The following is a 23204-nucleotide window of genomic DNA, read 5'->3' on the forward strand; positions in this document are numbered from 1 at the left end:
TAATCCCAGCAAGCTTTCTTATAGCTTCGCTTATTCTTATCCATCACGGATAGGCAGAGAAAACACGGCTTAGCCGTGTTTTGTTTCTTTAGGGGATGAAAGTAGGGCTGAGTCCTGAAATTAAGAATTAAAGATGCTGTCACTGGAAGAAGAGGCGCAAGCGACGCACATTGGGGGCTCAGAATTATCGAATACTTGTTTGCCACAGCGGGTGCAATGCTTAGGACTTCCCTTATGGAGAAGAATTTTGCCTGTGTAGTGACGATGGGATAGCTGCTTTGGCACAAATTCCAAGGTCTTCGGGTTGCAGATAGTGACACAACGCTGACAACGGACACATTTATAAGGCTCATAGATCAGGGTTAATTCATCCCCATTTTCCCTCTTGGTAAGAGCTGCCTGGGGACAGATAGCTGCACATACTCCGCAACTGGTGCATTTATTCCCCACTTGCAAAGCAGGTATGGGCATCTTATCCTGGGGATTTGCTTCCATCCGCTTTACTAATAATTGGCGTGTACGGGGGATTGGGTAGGCTTCATCAGCAGTCAACCCAGGCAATATGGTCTCGAGCTTCTCCCAGCCTTTCTTCCTCCACCCGCTTTTTTCCCCCAGCTCCTTTTTGGGCAGGGCAGCTCTGCTTTGGGGACCAGTTCCCGGTGTTTCCGCCTCCCCTGATTGATCAGGGCTTACTTGAATGACTAGCGGGGGATGATCGGGCCAGCCCTCATGAATGGCTTTGAAGGTTTTCACGCTTGAAGCACAGGCTTTTTTATCGGGGCACTCTGCGCATTTGCCTGTATGAATCACTACTTTCTTTTCTTTGGCGGCATGCATCAGGGCCAGCCATAAATCGCCATCGATGATTCCCAGACAAGGTATCTCAAAACCCAGAGGGGCTGCCTGAGGACAATTGAGAGTAATCTCCCCATGCTCCTCAAGATAGGTGTGCAGGAGATCCGTCGAACGATCCACAAAACCATCACTGGGGCAAACGGCCATACATGCCCCACATTCGGTACACTTTTTGGCATCAATTTCACGATATTCAGAGATAGCCTGATGAGGGCAGGCCTCTATGCATAGCCGGCAAGGCTTGGCATAGGGTTTTTTAGTATTTAAACAATTCTTATGGTGATAGACCATTTGACATGTGTTGAGCATCTGCTTCACCTCTTAGGGCCACTTAATTTATTCTTTAGGTTTAGTATAAACGTTTTAACTGAGAAAAGAAAGAACAGAGCCTTTTGCGCCCTGTCCCAATACTTTCCTGTCCTATTTCAACCTTTCAATTAAGTGTCTTTACCCCATTTTCTTCATCAAAACCTTTTAAGATCTCTTCCTCGACTCCGGTAAGATGGGCAAGCATATAGTTCCTGGCCTTTTCCACATCCTTTTCCACAATCGCTTCATAAATCTTTTTATGCTCCTGAAAAAGCAGCGCCGGAGTGTATTTGCCTTCATAAAGCTTCGAACGGCTTGCCTTAAGGCTATATTTCATAAGATCCGATATGGTATCCATAAGCCGAATCATAATCTTATTCTTCGTTGCCCGTGTAATAGCATAATGGAAGCGATGATCTGAAGAGCCATCGGAAGTGGGACTGTTTAAATCGTCTTGCAAGAGCTCCAATGCCGCAGATAATTCTCGTATATCTTCTGCTTCGGCACGTTCAGCCGCCATCCCTACAGCCTGGACCTCAAGAATTTTACGAATCTCCAGCAATTCGAGTACTGTACCCTTCTCCATAGTAAGCATCCACGCTAAAGGTGCCACAACCGACTCGGAACGCAGTCTACGAACGAAGGTCCCCTCGCCGCTGCGCACTTCAAGCAAGCCCATCAATTCCAAGGCACTGAGAGCTTCTCGAATCGAAGCGCGGCTCACCTTCAGGCGCTCCACCAGATCCCGTTCTGAAGGCAGTCGATCGCCGGGTTTGAGTTCCCCGCGAGCTACCAGTTCACGAATTTGCTCGACGATTTCTTCATAAATTTTTCGTGTCTTAATCGGTTTAAGCTCCAACTTTTACTCTCTCCTTAAGCCCAGCCCTCAATTCCCACTTAAGTTTATCATGAACAACTCCGCATTGACAGCAATATTTTCTGTCAATTAAAACAAATTTCTCAATTCTGAACCTATTATTTAAACTAAAATAAAAACTGCTGGTTTATGCTCCCTACACATTATTACTGGAGTAATAATTCAGGAGCCGTCTCTCAACTCCCGCCAAATGCTCCACCATATACTGACGGGCTTGTTCATCATTTTTCATCTGAATAGCATCCAGGATGAGAACATGTTCCTTATATAAAATTTCCGGTGTAGCATGCTCTTCATAAAGGCGCACCCGACTGGCTTTTAAGGACTGGTGCATTGTATCGGATATAGCATTCATAAGCCTGAGCAAAATCTTATTTTTGCTGGCTCTGGCTACGGCATAATGAAAGCGCAGATCCGCTTCTTCCCCTAGTTGACCGGTTTGTACATCGTCATGCATCGCTTTCAGCGCCCCTTCCAACTCACGCAGATCGTCGGAAGTCGCCCTTTTGGCAGCTAAAGTTACAGTTTGGCCCTCCAGCATTTTGCGAACTTCAAGCAGTTCCAGAATGGTGTCTTTCTCCATGCTCAACACCCATGTTAAAGGTGTCACAACCGAATCTAAATTAATTTTCTTAATATAGGTTCCCTCTCCGCTGCGAATCTCCAAAAGCCCCATCATTTCCAGAGCACTAAGGGCTTCGCGAACAGAAGCACGGCTGACATTAAGGCGCACCGCCAAATCCCGCTCAGATGGCAGGCGATCCCCCGGTTTCAGATCCCCTTTAACCACCAATACCCGTATCTGCTCGATAATTTCCTCATATATTTTCTTCGTTTTGATAGGTTTTAAATCCATGATACCCTCCACTATAGAAAGAGATGGGAAGTAGTTTAACTACTTCCCATTATTGATTCATAATATTTTTAATATAACTTATTTGAAATAAGTTGTCTACTCTATAAATGCTTCAATCTTAATGGAGGAAGGCGGCGGCATCAGCAATAACAGGGATCATGCCGGGCACCACATAAGCTTGCAGACAAATAATAACAATGACAGCTGCCAACATGGCCAGTGAGTGCTTCACTGTAAATTTGAAAAGCTCGGACTCGCGGCCGACTAATGTGGTAGCCGCTGCTGCCACGGCGATGGATTGAGGCGAGATCATTTTGCCTACGACACCACCGGAACTGTTAGCTGCCACAGTGAGTACAGGATTCATGCCCAACTGCTCTGCGGTAACTTGTTGCAGTTTACCAAAGAGGGCATTAGCCGAGGTATCAGAACCGGTAAGGAATACACCTAACCAACCCAATACTGGAGAAAGAACAGGGAAGAAAGCACCGGTGGAAGCAAAGAATAATCCTAAGGTATAGGAAAGGCCGGAGTAGTTAGCCAGGTACGCAAAGCCAAGTACTGCAGAAATATTGATAACAGGATACATCAATTGCTTCAGGGTATCACCGAAGACTTTGACCGCTGTAGACGGTTTGATTCCTAAAATGAAGGTGCTGATAATGGCAGCGATGAGAATGGCCGTACCTCCGGCAGACAGGAAATCCCATTTGAAGATGGCCTCATAGACGGCAGGTTTAGCCACGATGGGAGCTGCTTTATAGATCATGCCGTCAAGACCGGGCCAGCTGAATTTCAGGACAAGGTGCAATTTATCAAGGATGAAAGTTTTAAATGAGGGGGTTCCCCAGATGGTCACCATGACAGTAAGAATAACGAAGGGAGACCATGCTTTGGCAATTTGACCTCCGGTGTATTTCTTAACTTCGGGTTCCTTGGTACCTCTCTCATGAGGGAAACGCCATATGGTTTTAGGCTTCCAGAATTTCAGGAAGACCGTAGTGCACACCAAGGAGAACAAAGAAGAGATGATATCGGGAAGATAGGCACCCAGATAGTTGGCAGACCACCATTGAGCCACGGCGAAAGAAAAGCCAGTAACAAGAATAGCGGGCATTACTTCTTTAGCAGATTTCCAACCAGCCATCAAAACAACAAGGTAGAGAGGAATGATGACGGAGAGGAAAGGAAGCTGGCGACCTACGGCTTGGGAGATAACAAAGTCACCCATGCCGGTGACTGCACCTGCAGTGATGATGGGTGCACCGATGGCACCGAAGGCCACAGGAGCGGTATTGGCAATCAGGCAAAGTCCGGCTGCCTTGATGGGGTCAAAGCCAAGACCGATGAGCAGAGCACCGGTAATAGCTACAGGAGCTCCGAAGCCGGCGGCACCCTCCAGGAAGGCTCCAAAACAGAAAGCGACAATAAGAGCCTGCAGACGACGGTCATCGGAAATGGAAGCGATAGAACTTTTAATAATGTCAAACTGACCGGACACGACCGTCAAATTGTATAAGTAAACTGCGGTAATAACGATCCAGGCAATGGGCCAGAGTCCATAAAGCATACCATATGCCGTAGCAGAAAGGGCCAGAGTCACCGGCATTTTATAAACAAGAATAACGTCCACAATGCTTATAGCAAGGGTAATCAGTCCTGCGACATACCCTTTCATACCTTTTACGGCTAAAGCCCAAAATAAAAATACGATGGGAATTGAAACAGCAAGTGCAGTTAAGCCAAGGCTGCCGCCAAGTGCTGCGTAATCCTGTGTCCATGGCATGAGTTAAATCCACCTTTCAGAATAATTTATGTGCGTTTGTTAATTTGATTTAAATATTCTTATTTTTTATAATGTTCTGTTTAATTCCTCCTATCATAGTATGGTCAGGCCAAGTAGGCCAATTTTAATGGTCGGACCAAGAGTTTTACTTTACTCTGGCCTGACCTCCAGGGGTAATTGTATGTTAAATTCGCATCATTTGCAATAGAAAAGCAACTAAAAGAATAAATTCACTTACTATGTCGAATAGAATTTCAATTTGGAATCTTTTATAAGTTTCCAACTAAAAAGGAAGGAGATGGCTCCCCTTCCTTTCCGACGCTCTTGATTTTAATTATATATAATATTTCCCTTTACGGCCCAGCCGTGATCACCGGGATCATTCCCGGAACCACATAGGCCTGCAGAGTAATCATAATACATATGACGAGCAATAGAATCAGGGAATGCTTGAGGGTAAACCGCAGCAGCTCTGACTCCCTCCCCACCAGGGATGTGGCCGCCGCCGCCACCGCAATGGACTGGGGAGAAATCATCTTGCCCACAACCCCGCCGGAGCTGTTGGCCGCTACAGTCAGGACCGGATTGACTCCGATCTGCTCGGCGGTGACCTGCTGCAATTTACCAAACAAGGCATTGGCCGAGGTGTCCGAACCGGTGAGGAACACTGCCAGCCATCCCAATACAGGAGACAGGAAGGGGAACAGGGAACCTGTCGAAGCAAAGAGCAGACCCAAGGTATAGGACAGCCCTGAATAGTTGGCTAAGTAGGCGAACCCTAGAACAGAAGCAATGTTGATAATCGCAAAGGTTAATTGTTTAAGTGTCTTGACAAAGACCTTCCAGGCTCTTCCCGGGCTAACCCCGAGAATGAACATGGAGATGATGGCAGAGATTAAAATGGCTGTCCCGGCGGCAGAAAACCAATCCCATTTATAGGCTGCCGCATAGACGGTCGGCTTGGCGACAATGGGAGCCGCCTTATAGACCAGCCCATCCAATCCCGGCCAATGAGCTATATTGACGTAAAGCCCTGCATTGGTAGCCCAAGTCTTGAACCCGGGGGTTCCCCAAATTCCCACCAGGACAGTGAGTATGGCAAAAGGCGACCAGGCTTTGATAATCTGCCCTGCCGTAAATCTTTGCGCAACCACATTTTCCTCTTTACCTTCTTCATGAGGGAAGCGCCAGTTATTTTTAGGCTTCCATACACGCAGGAACAAGGTCAGGACAATCAAGGAGAACAAAGAAGAGATAATATCCGGCAAATAGGCACCCAGATGGTTAGAGGACCACCACTGGGCAACGGCAAAGGATATCCCTGCCACAAGAGCTGCCGGAAGAACCTCCTTTGCTCCTTTCCAACCGGACATAAGCACAACCAGATAGATAGGGATGATCACCGATAGGAAAGGCAGTTGACGTCCTATCGCCTGGGAAATGACAAAATCCCCCATGCCGGTGACTGCACCGGCTGCGATAATTGGTGCGCCAATGGCGCCAAAGGCGACGGGCGCCGTGTTGGCAATTAAGCAAAGCCCTGCTGCATAGAGTGGGTTAAAGCCTAAGCCGATCAGAATCGAGGCTGAGATAGCCACAGGTGCACCGAACCCGGCAGCTCCTTCTAAAAAAGCCCCAAAACAGAACGCCACCAATAAGGCTTGGATCCGCCGGTCATTGGAAATTGAGGAGATAGAGCCTTTAATGACATCGAATTGGCCGGCCTCAACGGTTAAATTATATAAGAACACTGCGGTAACCACGATCCAGGAAATCGGCCATAGCCCATAAAGAATTCCATAAAGGCTTGCTGAAAGAGCGATGGAGATCGGCATCTTGTAGACAAGGACAACAATGACAAGGGTAATGAGCAGGGTCGACATACCCGCAATATGTCCTTTCATACGTTTAATGGCCAGTGCCCATAAGAGGAAGAAAATAGGGATCGAAACAACTAAAGCTGTCAGTGCTATACTTCCTCCTAAAGCAGAATAGTTGTGAGTCCAAGGCATGTATGAATTCCACCTTTCTTTTTTGAGATACTTGTTGAATAGTGATGTTCAAAGGTTATTATTAGCAATTCTTGAGAAAATATCATACACAGTCCCCAAAATAAGCAAAAAAATAAACCCAGTCCTCAACTGGGTTTATTTTTACTGAAAGCGCAATTCTGCTTTTTTAACTTCCTCCTGGATAGATTGGCTTACCCGGAAGAAAAGCCGTTCCACATCCAGCCGGTGAATCTGCAGGTTCTCCGGGCTGAGAAATTCAATTTTACGGAATTCCGGTTTCACAGTGAAGGGGAGCAGATCGTCCAGGTTTTCCAGCCTTAGTGTTAAGATAATGGGGGCGTAGGCAACCTCCCGTTTGCGCCGTCCATCGGATTCAGTGACAGTATACAAATCAAGGCTCACGTCGATGTCTTCAAGGAATATTCCCTGCATGGGTACATTTCTCAGTAAGGCGACTTCCTGCTCACGGACCTGTTCAGCTATTTCTTCCTGGGTTTTCCCTCCGAATATAAAACGCCCGCTCTTCCCTTCCCCACGAAAATCCAAACGGATTCTGGCCCGGATATGTTCTGTCAGCACTTCATTTCCAATACGAATCTTCATTCTTCATCTCCCTGCCACACTTAGTTATGCTCTATGAATCAATCTTTAATGGATACTCTAACGCCTAAACCCCTGATGGTGCCCATCCGCTGATCTTGAACTATCAAGTTTACCTCTTAATTCGGCAAGGTTTCAAATTCTCCTTCTCCTCTTCATGTGAGGCGCGCCGTTTACATTAAACTAATCTGACTGACTTTCAGCAGGGGCTGAATCCCCTCTGAATGAAGTCCCGTTCAATGGATATACTAACAAAAATCATGAAGGGGGATAAAAATGAGCAGAACGATTCTTGCTGTATTTAAAGGGCCCCAACAAACCAAAGAAGCTGTAGAAGAAATCCAAGGGGAATCCTTAGCCAACAGCAATATTTCGGTTATTGTCCGGGCCGGCTATCTTCATCAAGGTGATTTCAAAGAAGAGGTTGCCAACGAGCTGGCTTTTGTACCGCCGGAAATTAATTTTGACCGCTTTAACGCTTGGTTGGTTCAAGCTCCGCCTATGGATATTCCCAATCTGGGGGAATGTGTGGTAGCCGGCCCCCTGGCCAATGACCTTCTCCACCGTCCTCATGGGCAAGGCTTAGTGGAAGCTTTGTTAAGCTATGGCCTTAGCCCTGAGCGCGCCCGTCATTATGAATATGAGGTAAGAACAGGACATTTTCTTGTCCTGATCACCACCGAGCAGGAAAAAGTCAATTCCGTCGCCAATGCCCTGCAAAAATTTGGAGGGCGGGATATTGAAAAATGGAATAAATCCCTTGACCACGCCCTGCATATGCCCCATTAGTCAGGCAAGTTTTACCGCCTGGCGCAAGTGTTGGATTTCCGTTTTGGACAGGGTGCGGAATGCCCCCGGCGCCAGAGACGGGTCCAACTCCAAGGGGCCAAAACGCATCCGCTTTAAGGCACTTAATGGGAAACCTATGGCTTTAAACATTCGTCGTACTTGTCGATTCCGTCCCTCATGAATGGTAATCTCATAGGCAGGACCAGAGCCCCGGCCCTTTGGAGAAACTTCTCTTATACGGGCTGGGGCTGTTTTGCCGTCTTCCAGAAGGACTCCTCTTTCTAAACGCTTTAAGGCTTGTTCAGGTATCTTCTCCCCCACCTCTACCCGGTAGGTCTTTTCAACACCATAGGAAGGATGCATTAAACGGTGAGCCAAATCCCCATCGTTGGTGAGAAGGAGCAGCCCTGAGGTATCATAATCCAGGCGGCCCACCGGATAAACTCTCTGAGAGATTTTTTCCATGAGTTCCATCACGGTTTTTCTTCCTTGGGGATCGGTAACACTGGTGATATACCCGGTGGGTTTATGCAATAGATAATAGGCATAGTCTTTTTGAGGAATGGGAAGGGGCCGGCCGTCCACGACGATCCGGTCCGTGGACACGACCTTAGTTCCCAAGGTCCGGATGACTTCCCCGTTGACCTGAACCCTCCCCTGGACAATGATATCTTCAGCATGCCGGCGGGAAGCGATCCCGGCCTGGGCCAGGACCTTTTGCAGGCGTTCTTCCTGCCGTGGCGTACCCCGTTCATTCTTTCTATTCAAATCCAATCGCTCCTAAAAGCTTATTATTTCCCGTTCAATTGATACACGCCGGGGCCGACCTGAGAGTAAGCACTTTCTACTTGTTCCCAAAAATCCTCCCCCCGGGAGTCGGGAAGAGCAACCAAATAATCCCCGGGTATCTTCTGCAAATCCTCCCAGGCTTGTGAGTCATCACGGATTAGGCGATAGCCATAGCGTTGGGAATAATATAAGGTCATAGGCGGAGGACCGCTTAAAACCAGCACACTATCGGCTTCTGTATGTTGACGAAGCCACTGAGCCTGGGTAAGAAGCTCCTCATTCCATTGATATTTTGACCCATAATATAAAGTTTGGTTGACCCAAAGCAATCCAATCAGCACTATTCCCACCACAAAGGCAGGAACTCCATTCCCTTCCCTATCCCCGCCCCAGACATCCAGGGTGTATCCGGCCAATAGCACGATCGGCAAGGCTATGGGAATCAGATAATAATCCAGAGGAATCCTCAGGCAGATGACCACCAGATAAACACTGCTGATCCCAGCCCATAACAGCAGCGCAAGATACCCTTCATTTTTGAGAGCTTTCTTTTGAATCATCAGGGCTAGTCCCATTAAGGCCAAGAGCAGCGGCAAGCCCAATCCGGATTTTAAGTTTTTATAAAGAATTTCCCCATAGCCTCCGGAGCCTTCCATAACCTGATGGGAGAGGATCCCGGAGACAAATTGACTGGCCTCCCCGGCCCCGAAATGAACCCAGCTATAGTATAGCATAGGAAGAACTAAAGATAAAAAGCTGTAGAGTCCTAGTTTCCCGATTTTTTTCTGCAATGGATAAAAGCCCAGCAGCAAAGCCACCGGAAAAATCATCAATTGGGGCAGCTTAGCCAAAACCGCCCCCGCCATCAGAATTGAAGCCCCCCACAACTGCATTCGGGTCGGATTGTTCCGCCAGGACACTATGGCGGCTAAAGCCCAGATGCTGAAGGCCTGAGCCACAGGCTCCGGCATAACTACCCGGCCATAGTAAGTGGTTAAAGGAAGGAAGGCATAAAAAGCTGCCGCCCATAAGCCTGCTCTCTCAGATAAAGCCAGCCTGCCAAATTGATAGGTTCCGCCGATGGTAAGCAGGGAGAAGCAGATTCCCCACAATCTCCCCCATAGATCCTGCCAGCCGAACAAGGTCCAAGTCCAGGCCAGAAGGTAGGGAAAGAATGGGAACTCCAGTTCCACAGGCTGGGGGCCTGCGCCATCATAATTAAGCATAGGAAAAAGGACATCAGGGAAATCCCCCAGATGTCCCAGCATATTCAAAGCCATACTTGCAGTATCTGCCTGCCGCCAACCCTGATCATCCAGATAGGGATTGGTGACTCCTTTGAAGCGCAGCACCGCTCCCAAAATCAAAATAAGAACTAAGATGCCATTTACTCGCCTACCCATTCCACCCAACCCCATTTTTCCTTCTTTAAGCGCAGGATTAAAGCAAAATAACCCATAATAGTGGTTAAGATTTTCATTTTGCTTTTTCCTTGTTTCTTCTCATAATGTAAGTCGAAGGGAATCTCCCGAATCTCCCGGCAATAGTTCGCTACCTTCACTAAAAGCTCCACCATTCCGGCAAAGCTGCGACTTTCAATGAGCTCTTCCCCGTAGATTATGTAAGCACTCTCCAAGGCTGAGGCCCGATAAGCCCGGTACCCGCAGGAATAGTCCCGCAGTCCCTCCACAGGAAAAAACAGGGTCATGACTTGGCCTGCTCCCCAGGAGAGAATCTGCCGCAATGGGTTCAGACCGTATTGCCTGCCGCCGGGAGCATAGCGTGAGGCCACGACCAGATCCGCCCCTTGCTGAATCAGCTCCGCCATAAGAGGAATACGCTCTGCCGGATGAGTATTATCGGCATCCATGGTCAGGATAACATCATCATGCCCTATCCATTCACCAGACTGTTCCCCTAACATTCTCCTCTGGGCAAAGACGTGCTTAAACCCTGTCATCAAGCTGCCCCCCAGCCCTTTGTTCCGGGTATGGGACAGAACCTGAACCTCCGGGTTATTTAGGGCATAATCCCGGGCAATCTGCAGGGTATGATCCGTGCTGGCGTCATTGACGACAATAATTTGCAGGGGAATCCCCTGACAGGCCTTGCTTATATCATCAAGGAGCGGTTGCAGACCTGCCTCCTCATTGTAAGCGGGCAACACAACAAAAAGCATACTAAGGCCTCCTTATCCTCCTTAGTATGCTCATGAACCGCTTTAATAAAACATCCTATGGACAATCCACAGAGAAGCGATCAACCCGATCAGATCCGCCATAAGGCCCAGCTTCAAAGCATAGCGGTATTTTTTGATTCCTACCGAACCGAAATAGACGGTCAGGACAAAAAAGGTGGTGTCCGTACTCCCTTGAAGAGTGGAGGCTAAACGGCCAATAAAGGAGTCCGGTCCATACTGATTGATCAATTGAGTCGCCACTCCCAAGGCTCCTGAACCACTTAGGGGGCGCATAACCGCCAGAGGTATAATCGCCGTGAGATCGGAATCCAAGCCAAAGATCATAAAGATGGGCTGCAATAATCCGGCCAGAATCTCTAAGGCACCTGAATCCACAAAAATACGGATGGAGACCAGCATCCCCACCAGAAAAGGCAGAATTTTGATGGCGGTTTTAAAGCCCTCTTCCGCTCCTGTGACGAAAGATTCATACACAGGTACTCCGCGCAGAAAAGCGATCAAAGGAATGAACAAAAGCAGCAAAGGAATGGCCCAACGGGAGATTTCTGCAATAAAGCTCATGATCTTGACCTCCGCCGAATCAGATAATCCACCAGAATGGCGATCGTCATGGCACACCCTGTAGCAAAAATTGTCGGACCGATAATCTCCGTAGGATGAACTGATTGGGCCTTCAGCCGCACGGCGATGATGGTGGCCGGAATCAAGGTAATACAGGAGGTATTCAAAGCCAGAAAAGTGATCATCGCCGGACTGGCTGTGTCCGGGTTAGGGTTCTCCTTTTGCAGCTCCTGCATGGCCTTCAGCCCAAAAGGTGTGGCAGCATTCCCCAGGCCCAGAACATTGGCACTCAGGTTCAAAATGATCGCCCCCAGGGCTGGACTATCTTCCCTGATGGTCGGAAAAAGCCGGCGAATCACCGGTCCAAAAAAACGGGCCAAGGCTCTTACGAAGCCAGCTTCCTCTGCCAGCTTCATGAGTCCCAGCCAAAGGCTCATGACTCCAATCAGGCCAAACGCTGTCTCCACACCCAATTCTGCTGCTTTCATCGCTGATTCTGTGACTGTGTCTATCCTCCCATTCAGGGCAGCCACGATAATGCCCGTAACCAGCATAAACAACCAGATGGCATTGACCATGTCCTCCCCTCCCTAAGTCAATATCTATGTGGTCATGATGGGATTTAGACCTTGAATCAGAGGGACAGGTCCCGTTTTTCACATGCACTTACGTGAGCCGGATTATGTGGATTTATCACAATCCACCTTTAACATTGATCTTTAAGGAAAATTATAGAATAATTAGGTTAACTTTATCTGGCCGAATAAAACACTAATCTTTAGGCAAGTTTCGCTCAGCTTTAGAACGAATAATAAGGCACATGTTAATTGTTAATGTGAATATTAATGAGTGAGGTAATGTTTCGATGAAGAAATCGCCCAAAGTAATCGTTTCTATTCTGTGCATTATACTATTTCTTGCCGTCGGTTTTATCGTAAAACAGCCGGCGCAAGTACCAGGGGTTAAAGTGGAAATGACTGAAGTTTTGCCCAATGGACAAAGTAAAGTTATCCCTCCGCTTATGAGTGCGAATGGAGAAGATCTACTTTGGATACTCGAAAAACAAACCCTTCTGGAAGGGCTAATCGCTGATAAAATAGCAGCAGACCGTGACAAGGTACGTATTCACTTAGCGGCTGAACCGAGTGGGGATGCTGCTGAAATTCTTTCCTGCGCCGTTACGCTGGCTGTAGAACAAGAGCTCAAAGAGGAGACGCTCGACGCTATTCCGGACTTAATTGTGGAAGAGGTTGCGGAGGCAGGTACACAACAGGCGATTCTTCGTAAAGAGGATATCACTATTATGAACAACAAAGGGGAAGTGCTTTATCCTGGTGCTGAACGGCTGTTGCCGTAAGACAGTCACCAAATAACCAAAGAGGGCGATGAGCAGGGGGTGCCGCAAAACGTTTACTTACAAACGTAGTGCGGCACCCCCTTGACTTGAGTTAGCAGGTCTTTAGACGCTCAGGCGCTGCTGTCCTCTATTCAGATGGATAATGGCCCCCCTGAGTGATCAATGCTCACCCACGATAATGATATCTTCCTTGGTTACCTGATCATTGGATTTATCCTTCTTCACCATATTAGATATCTTATCCATTAAATTCGGAATCTCATCAAACAGGCGATCGATCACCACATTGTGATCAATGGGCAACAGACGTATCTGGCCGTGTCCCACCACCAGGAATCCTACCGGCTGCACCGACACCCCGGCGCCGCTGCCTCCGCCAAAGGGGAAAGCGGCCGCTTGATCCTTCTTATCTCCTTCGTCCCGATCCCCTTCAGGAGGCGCAAACTCACTCCCACCTGCGGCAAATCCGCAGCACACCCGGGAAACAGGAATAATGACCGAACCGTCCGGGGACTCAACTGGATCGCCGACAATCGTATTCACATCAACCATGGCTTGAATACTTTCCATAGCACTTTTCATTAAAGCTTCAATGGGATGATTCCCCATAGCTATCCACCCCTTTAAACTTAATCATTGATAATAACAATATGGTCTTTTTTCGCCAAAACTATGCATTAAAGTTTTTGTAAGCGCTGCGGCTCTCAACCCTACTTTCTGATTCTGCGCCATATCAGCCTGGCCAATTCAGCTCCCACCAACAGGATATGGCCAATCCGTAAATTGAAGCTGCTTTGAATAGCGCAGCGAAAACCCGGCTTCTTAAACTGAGGCACCACCATAATCCGCGGTTCCTGAACATCCATGGTCACCTGGTTATACATTCTTCCCATAGAATAGCCCAGCATTGCCCAGAAACTCCCTGATACCAAAGCCGTCTTGGCAGGATTTTCATGACCATATTCGATTTTCCAGTCGTACTCTGTACAATGGATTCCCCGATAAAACTTCTTTTTAAGACGGCTAAAAGCGATCAGCAGGGAAGGAATATTGGGAAAGAGTTCATAGAAAAAACTCTTCTTGAAATAACGCATTTTCAATTGCTGAACGGCTTTCCTGGTTTCACCCGTGGGTGCCTGGGCTTCCTGCTCTGCCGCAATTTTAGGCCCTTCTTCCCATTCCAGCTTAATCGTCGGAATACTGAGCCGAAACTTCCAGAAACCGCCCAGAGCGGAAAGATTAATTTCCAGATCGTCATTTTCCTCAATGCGGGAATAGCGAAAATCCAAGGATGCTTTGATCCACAGGATCATCATTAACCAAATAAACATCGCAACCAGAAGAGCAAGAATCTGCACCATTATCCCCCCGCGTATTATCCTAAGAGTATAGGTTGCTTCGAAAAGTTACTTTTTATTCACCACCACTAAATTTCTTCAGCAATTAAGCCGGTTTTTCAAAAAAGCTCCGTTTTTCATTGATTTTAATAAACCAAGCCGAGGCTTGCGCTTGAATCAGAAAGGCCAATGAAACCATCAAGGCTGCATTTGCACCAAAAGCTGTGGCAGCCAGTCCGATGGAAATAGAGAGATTGCGCAGTACCGTAGAAAAGACCAGAGTCAAGGCATCTTTTTCTTTAAAAAGCTTACGCCCTACAAGTATTGACAACAGATAGTTGGCCCCATAAAAAAGAAGCTGTACCCCCAAAGCTATCGCAAATACATCTAAGTGTTGAAGGATGCGCCTGGCATTCATACTCATACTAATAAAGATGATGAGAAGCAGTCCCCAAGTGCTGGCGGCAGGTAAATAGGGTTTGATCTTTTTTTGGAACTGTTCCTGTGAGTACCTTTTCATGAGTAAATCATAAGTCAGCATCCCCAAAATCAGCGGAATCAATATGACTAGAGCGATGGTTTTAAGAGTCAGAAGTATATCGACCGGAACATACTTGCCCACCATCAGATAAAGATACCACGGGGCCAAAAATGAACCCAGCAATAATCCGGTAGTTGTCATCTTTATCGATGCCGGTACATTCCCTTTCGCTAACATCGTAAAAGCGATCGTCATATTGCTCGTCGGCAACAGAGCAGTAATCGCCAGTCCGGCAAAAAGCTGCGGTTCCGCCAGCAAAAAGCCCGTCCCTAAAAGATAGGCTATGAGCGGAATAATTAAAAAGTTTAAACCCATAACTGTCAGAAGCAGCTTGCCATGATTAAAATTAAATACCTCTCTGCCCCTAAAGCCGATCATTGTCGGATAGATCATGAGCATCGTGATCGGTAAAATCATCTGTTTCAACGAACCAGTATCTATCCATATTCCTGTAAGAAAACCGGCGAGCAAGATTAGGGGAATTACCAATACAATATTTTTTGATGGCCAAAAAAACCATTGTTTTAAATAGCTTAACTTGTTTTCTTTCACCCTTTATTCAGCCTCCCTCTCTTTTAACAAGACAATCGTTATATTATACCCCCTAGGGGTATAATATAACGATTGTCTTGTTAAATCAATAGGCTGTAAGTCATTTAGTTCATAATTTTATGCAGTATGACCCTGGACTGAGCAGCCGCAAAAGCGGCATAAACAAAATGAGTGAGCCCCAAAAGGTTCACCCATTCACACATTAGTCTTCAGTTAAGTCCACAGCCAGAGCTGCTTCCCGCAACCTTTCAAAATTCAGATCCGGCAGCTCCTCCAGGGATTTAAGTCCAAAATGAATCAGAAACTGTTCCGTGGTACCGTAAAGAATCGGCCGGCCCGGCCCCTCCTTGCGTCCTACATCTTTCACAAGACCTTTTTCCACCAAAGTCCCTAAGGAGCGATCGGATTGCACCCCACGGATAAAATCCACTTCACCCCGGGTGACGGGCTGCTTATAGGCAATGATGGCCAACACCTCTAAAGCCGCTCCCGATAGTCCCTGGGAGGGTTGATGATAAAGGGTTTCTATATAAGCGGACATCTCCGGTTTGGTTCCCAGCTTATAGCCTTCATTGACTTCAATAAGGGTAACCCCGCTGACGGGTGCAGCGTAGCGCTGTTTAAGGTCATACAGTATTTCAGCAATATCCTCACTGCTTAACTGAAGGATCTCTGCTAAACGCTCCTTGGTCAGAGGTTTATCGGCAACAAATAACAGCGCTTCGACTCCCGCAATTTCTCTTTCCCGAAACAGCATCATCTACTCCCCTTCAGTAAACTCCCAAGCTTTTTCTGTAGGAAATACAAAAATCTCCTCGTTTTGTGAGCTTTGTTCACAATGCACTCTTCCTGACTTCAGCAACTCCAGTAAAGCCAAAAAAGAAACAATAATCTCCATACGTTTGGTGCCCCGAATCAACTGACTGAAGCGCAGGCCGCGGGGATGCAGGATGACCCGGCGCAGTACATCATTGACCATCACTTCAATGGGGATTTCATCCGGTTCCACCGTCCTGATCTCTTCCCCCTGCTCCGCTCTTTCAATAATCCGCTGAAAAGCGTGCCATAAGGCCTCAAAATGAATCCCTTCCAAAGGATCTGCCGGAGTGAATTGACTGCGCAGCCCCTCCACATCCACCTCACGAAAGTACCGTTGCCCGGAAGATATTTGAATCTCTCCCAAAGTTTCCGCAGCCTCTTTAAAAGCCCGGTAGGCTAAAAGCCGTTCCACCAGCTCTTGGCGCGGATCCCCTTCTTCCTCGACGGTCACATCTTTAACCGGTTTGGGCAGCAAGTAGCGGGACTTGATCTGGAGAAGCTGGGCAGCTAAAACCAGAAATTCAGTGGTCACTTCCATATCCAGATCTTCCATCTGACGTACGACCTGGATAAATTGATCCGTGATCCTGGCAATGGGAATATCGTAAATATCCACTTTTTCCTGCTGGATCAGGTGCAGAAGCAGATCCATGGGACCTTGAAATGCGGGCAGCTCCACATAAGGGGCGGTATTGGCACTATGGCTTACCGATGACCCGTTGCTCATCTCAGCCCCATCACGTGACGAACTTCTTTCATGGTTTCCTGGGTAACTTGGCGGGCTTGTTCAGCCCCCTGCTCTAAAACCTGCTCAACCTTACCAGGCTCTTCCCAAGCGGCACGGCGCTCACGGAAAGGACTCAGCAGCTTATCAAGGTTCTCGGCCAGATGACGCTTACAAGCCACACAGCCGATCTTGCCTCCGCGACAGTTTTCCTCAACTTCGGCGACTTCAGGTGTATACACCTCATGGAATTTATAGACTACACAAACCTCGGGATGACCCGGGTCATCTTTACGCAAGCGGGCTGGGTCCGTCACCATCTGCTGAACCCTTTCTTTGATCTCTGCTGTGGAAGCCGTTAAGGAGATGGTATTATTATAGCTTTTACTCATTTTACGCCCATCGACACCGGGTAACAGGGGAACTTTGCCGATCAGAGCCTTCGGTTCAGGAAAAACCGGACCATAGAGGTGGTTAAAGCGTCTGGCAATTTCGCGGCACAGCTCTATATGAGGGATTTGATCTTCTCCCACCGGTACGGCATTCGCCTTATACACCAGAATATCGGCAGCCTGTAAAAGCGGATAGCCCAGGAAACCATAAGTTGCGATATCCTTGCCTCCTTCTTTGCCTAACTGCTGCATTTGATCCTTATAGGTCGGTACCCGCTCCAACCAGGATAGAGGGGTAATCATCGATAAAAGCAGATGCAATTCCGCATGTTCCTTAATGTGAGATTGGACAAAAACCGCCGACTGATCCGGGTCAATGCCCACACTCAACCAATCCAGGGCAATCTCCCGGATAAGTGCGCCAAAATCCAAGCCATCCTCATAACCCGTGGTCAGAGCATGCTGATCCACAATGCCATAGTAGCTTTGATATTCCGATTGCAGTGCGGCCCAATTTTGGATGACACTGAGATGTCCAATATGCAGGCTCCCCGTGGGGCGCATGCCGCTAAAAATTCTACCTTTCACTTATAAAACCCCTTTCAGTTCTAGGTTTTCCATTGCCTTTAGCCGATAAAAGGTGACAACAAAAACAAAGCGGTATCACGATAAAAAGCGTAAAGGCCGGATACTGCAGGCTGCAGTATTACTCCCAAAAAGTTGGTAAATAGTATTATAACCAGTATGAACATACCGTAAGTCTCCAGGGTATCAAGAACCTTGCTGTACCGCCCGGGAACAACCCCTCTTAAGATAGAAAAACCATCTAAAGGCGGAATCGGCAGAATATTAAACACCCCAAGACCCAAGTTCATAATCACCAGGGACATGAATATAGTCGATATTGTGCCGATCCAGGACGAATCCTTCAGGAAGGCCAGGGTTAAGATCCAAAGCATCATAGCGATAAAAGCAACCAACAGATTGGCCAGAGGACCGGCAACGGACACCAGCACTCTTCCCCGCTCTTTATTCCCTTTGAAATAGTGAGGTTGGGTCATGACCGGTTTAGCCCAGCCAAAGGAATAAAGTACAGCCATGAGGGTACCAAAGATATCCAGGTGGACAAAGGGATTCAGAGTTAAACGTCCCTGGCTGCGGGGAGTCGGATCTCCTAAACGATCCGCCACCCAGGCGTGAGCATATTCATGAAAGGCAAACCCCACAAGTAAGGCAGGTATGTTGGCTATGATGGTGGTTAAGTTAAACACGTAGTTTCCCCCTTCGGTCGGTTTGACAAGCCAGTCGTTAGCAACCCCAGCACAAATTCCTTCTCTTCTTCCTCTGTCTGCAGCTTGCTTTCCAGCCAAGCCAGGCGGACAGCTTTAAGAATGCGGCCAATCTCCGGTCCTTCTTTAACCCCCCATTGCCGCAACGTCATGCCATCCACGGTCTGGCGGATAGCCCTGACTGCATCCGTATAGGCTGTCAAAGCATCCCGGAATCGTTCATCCCAGAGCAGAACTTCCATAAGGATGGCCGGTATACCTTCAAGATACTGATCCAAACTCACTAAAGAAATCTTTTCCCGGGCATATGAAGAAGCTTCAGAACCTTCTTCTCCTATGCCTAAGGATAGAAGTCCATCCATAATGTCAAAGAATTTATAGGCTATCCCCTTGAGCTCCCTGGCTAAACGAAGTTTTTCCTCAATGCTCGCAAACTGGGACCTGTCCATCCTGCGCAGACAGATCAGCCATTTTCTTTCCGGAGAAATGGCTTGATTCAGCCCCGGATGAGTAAAATCCCAGGGCAGTTCGGCACTAAACCACTTGCGGAGCACGCCCATAAGAAGCAGGGATTCTCCCATAACTCCAAACTTCAATTCAGAAAGCATATGCATGAATTCTTCGGTGAACCGTTCGCTACTTAGTTTCTGTAAGACACCTGCATCCAAAGCCGTATAAAGTCCCTCCCGTGTTTCCTTAGCCAGGCGAAAACCGTAACGGCCGGCAAAACGCAGAGCCCTGAGAATGCGGGTAGGATCCTCGATAAAGCTGAGATTATGAAGAAAACGGATTTCTCCTTGTTTCAGATCTCTTAAGCCCCCATAATAATCCACCAGCTCGCCATAGCGGACGGAGTTAATGGCTATGGCCATGGCATTGATGGTAAAATCACGCCGGAACATATCATCCCGCAAACGAGATTCCTCCACCTGGGGCAGTGCACCGGGGGAAGAATAATCTTCACGGCGTGAGCTGGCTACATCCAGGTGGGAGCCGTCGGCGAAATCCAAACGGGCGGTGCCAAATTGATCATGGAATACCACTTGAGCGTCCTGAAGCTGATCAGCAAGAGCCCGGGCAAAGGCATGTCCGTCTCCTTCAATGACAAAATCCAAGTCCTGAGTAGGCACCTTAAGCAGGATATCCCGTACAAATCCCCCAACGACAAATACGGAATACTCTAATTGATCGGCTACCTGCTGAGCTGCTGCCAACAAAGAGCGGATCTGCTCCGGCAACTCCTCAAACAAGCGCAGGATATCTTCCCGCATCGCTAAGCTGCGATGGCGGGTCAGTGACATTTCCGTAGGAACGGCGCTGCCGTGAATAATGCGCAGAATATCGGAACGGGAAACGATCCCTGCCAGTTTTCCTTCTTCCAGAACGGGAACCCTGCCGATATCATGCTGAACCATGGTCCTTTGCACGTCTTCCCAGCTGGCATCGGCATCCACAACCACCACATCCTTGGTCATAAATCCTTTGACCGGAGCATGAGCCAGCCCATGCTTGATGGCTTTATCCACATCCCGGCGGGAAATGATGCCTACCAGTTTTTCTTCCTGGGCTACCGGCACCCCTGTATGACCATATTTAAGCAGAATCTGCTCTACCTCACTGAGCTTCATCTCCGGAGATACGGTTTTAACCGGATAGCTCATAATATCTCTGACCCGATTAACACGGTGAGCCTGCTGTGCCAATTCCCCCCTGAGTTGCTTGAGAATCTCAGCCACGGAAGCATGTTTCACAGTAGCTGAAGCAGCACGGGTATGCCCCGCTCCCCCAAAGGCCTGGGTAATGCGGTTGACTTCAATCCCCCGTCCCCGGGAGCGTCCCACCAGATAGACGCGGTTCTCCATCTGAACCACCAGAAATAAAGTCTCCGCCCCTTCCATCTCTCCCACTCGATGAGCTAAAAGGGCAAGACCGCCCACATAGTCTTCGCTTTCTGCCCAGGAAATATAGACAGGCTGACCTCGGAAATCCTCAGTCTTCCCATTATCCAGGAGCTGCTGCAGAAGTTCTTTTTGCTCTTCAATTAAAGGTTTACGGAGATATTCCGCCACAACTCCCAAATTCGCTCCTTGTTCAAGGAGATAGGCGACGGCTTTAACATCCCGCACTGTAGTACTTTCAAAAAGCAGACTGCCTGTATCATCATAGATGCCCAGAGCAAGAAGTGTCGCCTCAAAAGGGCTGAGCTGGACGGCCATTTTTCTAAGCTCCTCAATGAGCAACGTGGTACAGGAACCGATGCTTTCAATATGCATCTCCTCAGTAAGAGAGCCATAATAAGGATGATGATCATAAATAACAAGGGGTATCTGATCAAATACCCCTTCCTTAATCCCCGCTGCCCGCTGCAAATTATGGGTATCCACCAAGACAATCTTTTCCACTTTGGCCCAATCCACATCCTTGGGGCGGGAAAAAGGCAGCCTGTCCTTGGCCAAGGCAATAAAGTCCTGAACATAAGGGTTGGATTTCCCATCCACGACCATCAGGCTATCCGGAAAAATCTTTTGGGCAGCGACCATGGATGCCAAAGCATCAAAATCCATTTGGCGATGGGTTAATATGACAATCATAGTTTACTTCCTTATCATTCGTTCTCACTACAAAAGATTAACCATAATTATATCATTTATCTGGCAACTCCAGCAAGAAAAGGAACACCCATAAGCAAAGCACCTCGCGTACGAAGTGCTTTGCAGATTTCCCGTGTATTAAATACTGTCATTAATAGCTTCCATCGCTTGATCGATCTCAGCTTGAGTCAGACCCTCTTTAAGCAGCCGGTAGTTAATGGCATTCATCCAAAAAGCGGTTTTGGCACTGATCTTCTTAAAGGCTTTGGCATTCTTCTTTTCCCGCTTTTCCCGGGATTCTGCATTAGCCTGAACGATTGAGCAGGCATAACGGCCTTTGATGCGGGTATCTTGATCCATTTCCTCAAAGGTGGTATTTAAACATTCAATCAGGCTCTTATAGTATTGAGAGAACTCATCAAAGGGAATCTCATCATCCATATGTAAATACTCTTTCAACTTCTCGAACAACTTATCCATCCAATAACCTCCATTTTGTATCCTATATCTATCTAGGAATGCCTCAAATATTATACCTTTGTTTACAGGAAATGACAAGGTACTTCTTCTTATTCAAAGGCTTATTCAAGGACTACTTAGTCAAGGACTTCGAAGGTTATCTCCCCATCCCGGGTCTGTGACCCCTTCCCTTTAGAGGGATCTTGCTTAAGCTGTTCCGTAAGTTCGGCTTTGGCAGGTTTTTCCTTTGTTGTTTGGGGTTGTGTTTCTGATTCTTTGACTTCGGTGGTCAGAACTTCAACGGTTATCGACCCTTTATCCCCATCCTGAACCTTCTCCTTCACATCGTCTGGTTCGCTCTCAGGCTTGGTTTCTTTGCTTGCCGGAGGTTGGGCAGGCACATGAACCTTTTGGATCGTTTCAAAAATTGGGGAGGTTTTACCCTGGAAAAGCCGGTTCAGAATGACCTTGGTCTCCTTCGGGTTGACCTTCCAATAGCTGATTCCCTCTTCATCCGAAAATTGACCCGGAAGAGTTTGATTGATCACTTCATAGGTATCTTTATTTTTAAAGGCCATGGCTAAGGCCCAGATTTGCCCCAGATTGAGATTGGTATCTATGGCCTGATAGACCTTAGGGATGATGATGGGAAGCTTGGGAATATTCCGGGGTGTCGTGGCTTCAGCTACAATGGCTTTCATCACTTCCTGCTGCCGGGAAGTTCGGGTAATATCCGCCAGTTCATCATTACGAAAACGGGCATATTGCAAGGCCTGGGTGCCATTGAGACGTTGGATACCTTTTTTAAGATTGATAAAACGGTCCTGGGCCTCTCCCGTATCGTAGTACATATCTTTTTCCACATCAATAGTAATTCCGCCCAGGCCATCCACAATATTTTTAAATCCTTGGAAATTGGTTAAGACATAGCCGTCAATGGGGGTCCCCAGCAGCTCCTGCAGATACTGTTGGGTTGAGATTGCTCCCTTTTGCAAACGCGCTATGGCATTGACCTTTTCTTTTTTTTGATTAAGAATAACCTGAGTATCCCGGGGAACAGAAAGCAACACCATTTTTTTGCTCTTTTGATCCAAGCTGGCCACCATCAGAGTATCCGTATTGCTGAGCGCTTCTCCGGGACGGTTATCCATACCAATAAGCAGCACTGTAACCCGGTCCTTCAGGGCAAGTTCACTGGAGATTTCATTGCTTAGAGTATTCTCAGGCAATGCTTCGTCCGCTGTGTTTTTTAAATTTCCTGCTTCACCGGGGCCGGAGGAGTCTTGATTCTGAGCTATATTCTCCTCCTGGGAAGTGGTTTGGATCATGTTCCTGCTGCGTGCTTCCTGGCCAAAAAGATCCTGTCTCCCCGAAAACAAAAACACAGCAAACACAATGACAATCCCCAGGCCAAAGCCCAGAACAGCATTAAATCCATAAGTATGAATGAAGTGAATCAGTCGATTCCTGAGATTCTTTTTGTCCATCTTTCCTCACTCCATATCCATA

The 23204-nt window shown here is 47.6% G+C and carries 23 protein-coding genes; 2 read left to right on the top strand and 21 right to left on the bottom strand.

What is annotated here, in order from left to right; all coding sequences use genetic code 11:
• Positions 1-120: 120 nt before the first annotated feature.
• The 6 genes from BUA14_RS14925 to BUA14_RS14950 form a co-directional block, all read right to left on the bottom strand.
• Positions 121-1164 (bottom strand): 4Fe-4S dicluster domain-containing protein, encoded by a 1044-nt coding sequence (locus BUA14_RS14925; protein ID WP_072773337.1) that lies wholly within the window; start codon positions 1162-1164, stop codon positions 121-123.
• 124 nt (positions 1165-1288) lie between these two features.
• Positions 1289-2023 carry a FadR/GntR family transcriptional regulator gene (locus tag BUA14_RS14930; protein ID WP_072773338.1) on the bottom strand — a complete coding sequence of 245 codons (735 nt, stop codon included), beginning with the start codon at positions 2021-2023 and terminating at the stop codon, positions 1289-1291.
• A gap of 154 nt (positions 2024-2177) precedes the next feature.
• Positions 2178-2897 (bottom strand): FadR/GntR family transcriptional regulator, encoded by a 720-nt coding sequence (locus BUA14_RS14935; RefSeq protein WP_072773339.1) that lies wholly within the window; start codon positions 2895-2897, stop codon positions 2178-2180.
• A 118-nt stretch (positions 2898-3015) separates the two neighbouring features.
• Positions 3016-4683 carry an L-lactate permease gene (locus BUA14_RS14940; protein ID WP_072773340.1) on the bottom strand — a complete coding sequence of 556 codons (1668 nt, stop codon included), beginning with the start codon at positions 4681-4683 and terminating at the stop codon, positions 3016-3018.
• Between the two features lie 353 nt (positions 4684-5036).
• Complete coding sequence (locus BUA14_RS14945; RefSeq protein ID WP_072773341.1) at positions 5037-6695, bottom strand: L-lactate permease; 1659 nt, start codon at positions 6693-6695, stop codon at positions 5037-5039.
• Between the two features lie 141 nt (positions 6696-6836).
• Positions 6837-7298 carry a hypothetical protein gene (locus tag BUA14_RS14950; RefSeq protein WP_072773342.1) on the bottom strand — a complete coding sequence of 154 codons (462 nt, stop codon included), beginning with the start codon at positions 7296-7298 and terminating at the stop codon, positions 6837-6839.
• A 273-nt stretch (positions 7299-7571) separates the two neighbouring features.
• On the opposite strand from BUA14_RS14950, the gene BUA14_RS14955 reads away from it, so the two are divergent.
• On the top strand, positions 7572-8084 hold the full coding sequence (locus tag BUA14_RS14955) for a hypothetical protein (RefSeq protein ID WP_072773343.1): 513 nt from the start codon (positions 7572-7574) through the stop codon (positions 8082-8084).
• Here the strand turns inward: BUA14_RS14955 and BUA14_RS14960 are convergent, their stop codons facing one another.
• From BUA14_RS14960 to BUA14_RS14980, 5 genes are read right to left on the bottom strand one after another with little or no spacing between them, the layout of a single operon-like run.
• Positions 8085-8858, bottom strand: a complete 774-nt coding sequence (locus tag BUA14_RS14960) for a pseudouridine synthase (RefSeq protein ID WP_084078662.1) — start codon at positions 8856-8858, stop codon at positions 8085-8087.
• 17 nt (positions 8859-8875) lie between these two features.
• On the bottom strand, positions 8876-10291 hold the full coding sequence (locus BUA14_RS14965; RefSeq protein ID WP_072773345.1) for an ArnT family glycosyltransferase: 1416 nt from the start codon (positions 10289-10291) through the stop codon (positions 8876-8878).
• A complete protein-coding gene (locus tag BUA14_RS14970; RefSeq protein ID WP_072773346.1) occupies positions 10261-11052 on the bottom strand; it encodes a glycosyltransferase family 2 protein in 792 nt (263 codons plus the stop codon). Before BUA14_RS14970 ends, BUA14_RS14965 begins: the two co-directional genes overlap by 31 nt.
• A 42-nt stretch (positions 11053-11094) precedes the next feature.
• Positions 11095-11634, bottom strand: coding sequence for a spore maturation protein (locus BUA14_RS14975; RefSeq protein ID WP_072773347.1), 540 nt, complete (start codon positions 11632-11634; stop codon positions 11095-11097).
• Entirely contained in the window at positions 11631-12212 is a 582-nt protein-coding gene (locus BUA14_RS14980; RefSeq protein ID WP_072773348.1) for a nucleoside recognition domain-containing protein, read from the bottom strand. Before BUA14_RS14980 ends, BUA14_RS14975 begins: the two co-directional genes overlap by 4 nt.
• 287 nt (positions 12213-12499) lie before the next feature.
• Here BUA14_RS14980 and BUA14_RS14985 point away from each other — a divergent pair, with 287 nt between their 5' ends.
• Positions 12500-12991 (top strand): hypothetical protein, encoded by a 492-nt coding sequence (locus BUA14_RS14985; RefSeq protein WP_072773349.1) that lies wholly within the window; start codon positions 12500-12502, stop codon positions 12989-12991.
• A 159-nt stretch (positions 12992-13150) separates the two neighbouring features.
• On the opposite strand, the gene ytfJ is transcribed toward BUA14_RS14985, so the two are convergent.
• From ytfJ to BUA14_RS15035, 10 genes are all read right to left on the bottom strand, one after another.
• The gene (gene ytfJ / locus BUA14_RS14990; RefSeq protein ID WP_072773350.1) at positions 13151-13600 is read right to left on the bottom strand and encodes a GerW family sporulation protein; all 450 of its coding nucleotides are present in this window, start codon (positions 13598-13600) and stop codon (positions 13151-13153) included.
• A 101-nt stretch (positions 13601-13701) separates the two neighbouring features.
• On the bottom strand, positions 13702-14352 hold the full coding sequence (locus BUA14_RS14995) for a DUF2953 domain-containing protein (RefSeq protein ID WP_072773351.1): 651 nt from the start codon (positions 14350-14352) through the stop codon (positions 13702-13704).
• A gap of 82 nt (positions 14353-14434) precedes the next feature.
• The gene (locus tag BUA14_RS15000; RefSeq protein ID WP_072773352.1) at positions 14435-15421 is read right to left on the bottom strand and encodes an arsenic resistance protein; all 987 of its coding nucleotides are present in this window, start codon (positions 15419-15421) and stop codon (positions 14435-14437) included.
• 202 nt (positions 15422-15623) lie between these two features.
• A complete protein-coding gene (gene scpB, locus BUA14_RS15005; RefSeq protein ID WP_072773526.1) occupies positions 15624-16178 on the bottom strand; it encodes an SMC-Scp complex subunit ScpB in 555 nt (184 codons plus the stop codon).
• A 3-nt stretch (positions 16179-16181) separates the two neighbouring features.
• Positions 16182-16967: a segregation and condensation protein A gene (locus tag BUA14_RS15010; protein WP_072773353.1), complete on the bottom strand. Its 786-nt coding sequence runs from the start codon at positions 16965-16967 to the stop codon at positions 16182-16184.
• Positions 16964-17944, bottom strand: a complete 981-nt coding sequence (gene trpS, locus BUA14_RS15015; protein WP_072773354.1) for a tryptophan--tRNA ligase — start codon at positions 17942-17944, stop codon at positions 16964-16966. The genes BUA14_RS15010 and trpS overlap by 4 nt, the downstream gene beginning before the upstream one ends.
• 38 nt (positions 17945-17982) lie before the next feature.
• Positions 17983-18627 (bottom strand): site-2 protease family protein, encoded by a 645-nt coding sequence (locus tag BUA14_RS15020; RefSeq protein ID WP_072773355.1) that lies wholly within the window; start codon positions 18625-18627, stop codon positions 17983-17985.
• Positions 18615-21236, bottom strand: a complete 2622-nt coding sequence (locus tag BUA14_RS15025) for a CBS domain-containing protein (protein WP_072773356.1) — start codon at positions 21234-21236, stop codon at positions 18615-18617. Before BUA14_RS15025 ends, BUA14_RS15020 begins: the two co-directional genes overlap by 13 nt.
• Positions 21237-21374: 138 nt before the next feature.
• Positions 21375-21716 (bottom strand): hypothetical protein, encoded by a 342-nt coding sequence (locus BUA14_RS15030; RefSeq protein WP_005811059.1) that lies wholly within the window; start codon positions 21714-21716, stop codon positions 21375-21377.
• Between the two features lie 116 nt (positions 21717-21832).
• Positions 21833-23182: an LCP family protein gene (locus tag BUA14_RS15035; protein WP_072773357.1), complete on the bottom strand. Its 1350-nt coding sequence runs from the start codon at positions 23180-23182 to the stop codon at positions 21833-21835.
• Between the last annotated feature and the right edge of the window lie 22 nt (positions 23183-23204).

Source organism: Desulfitobacterium chlororespirans DSM 11544, assembly GCF_900143285.1.
Lineage (GTDB): Bacteria > Bacillota > Desulfitobacteriia > Desulfitobacteriales > Desulfitobacteriaceae > Desulfitobacterium > Desulfitobacterium chlororespirans.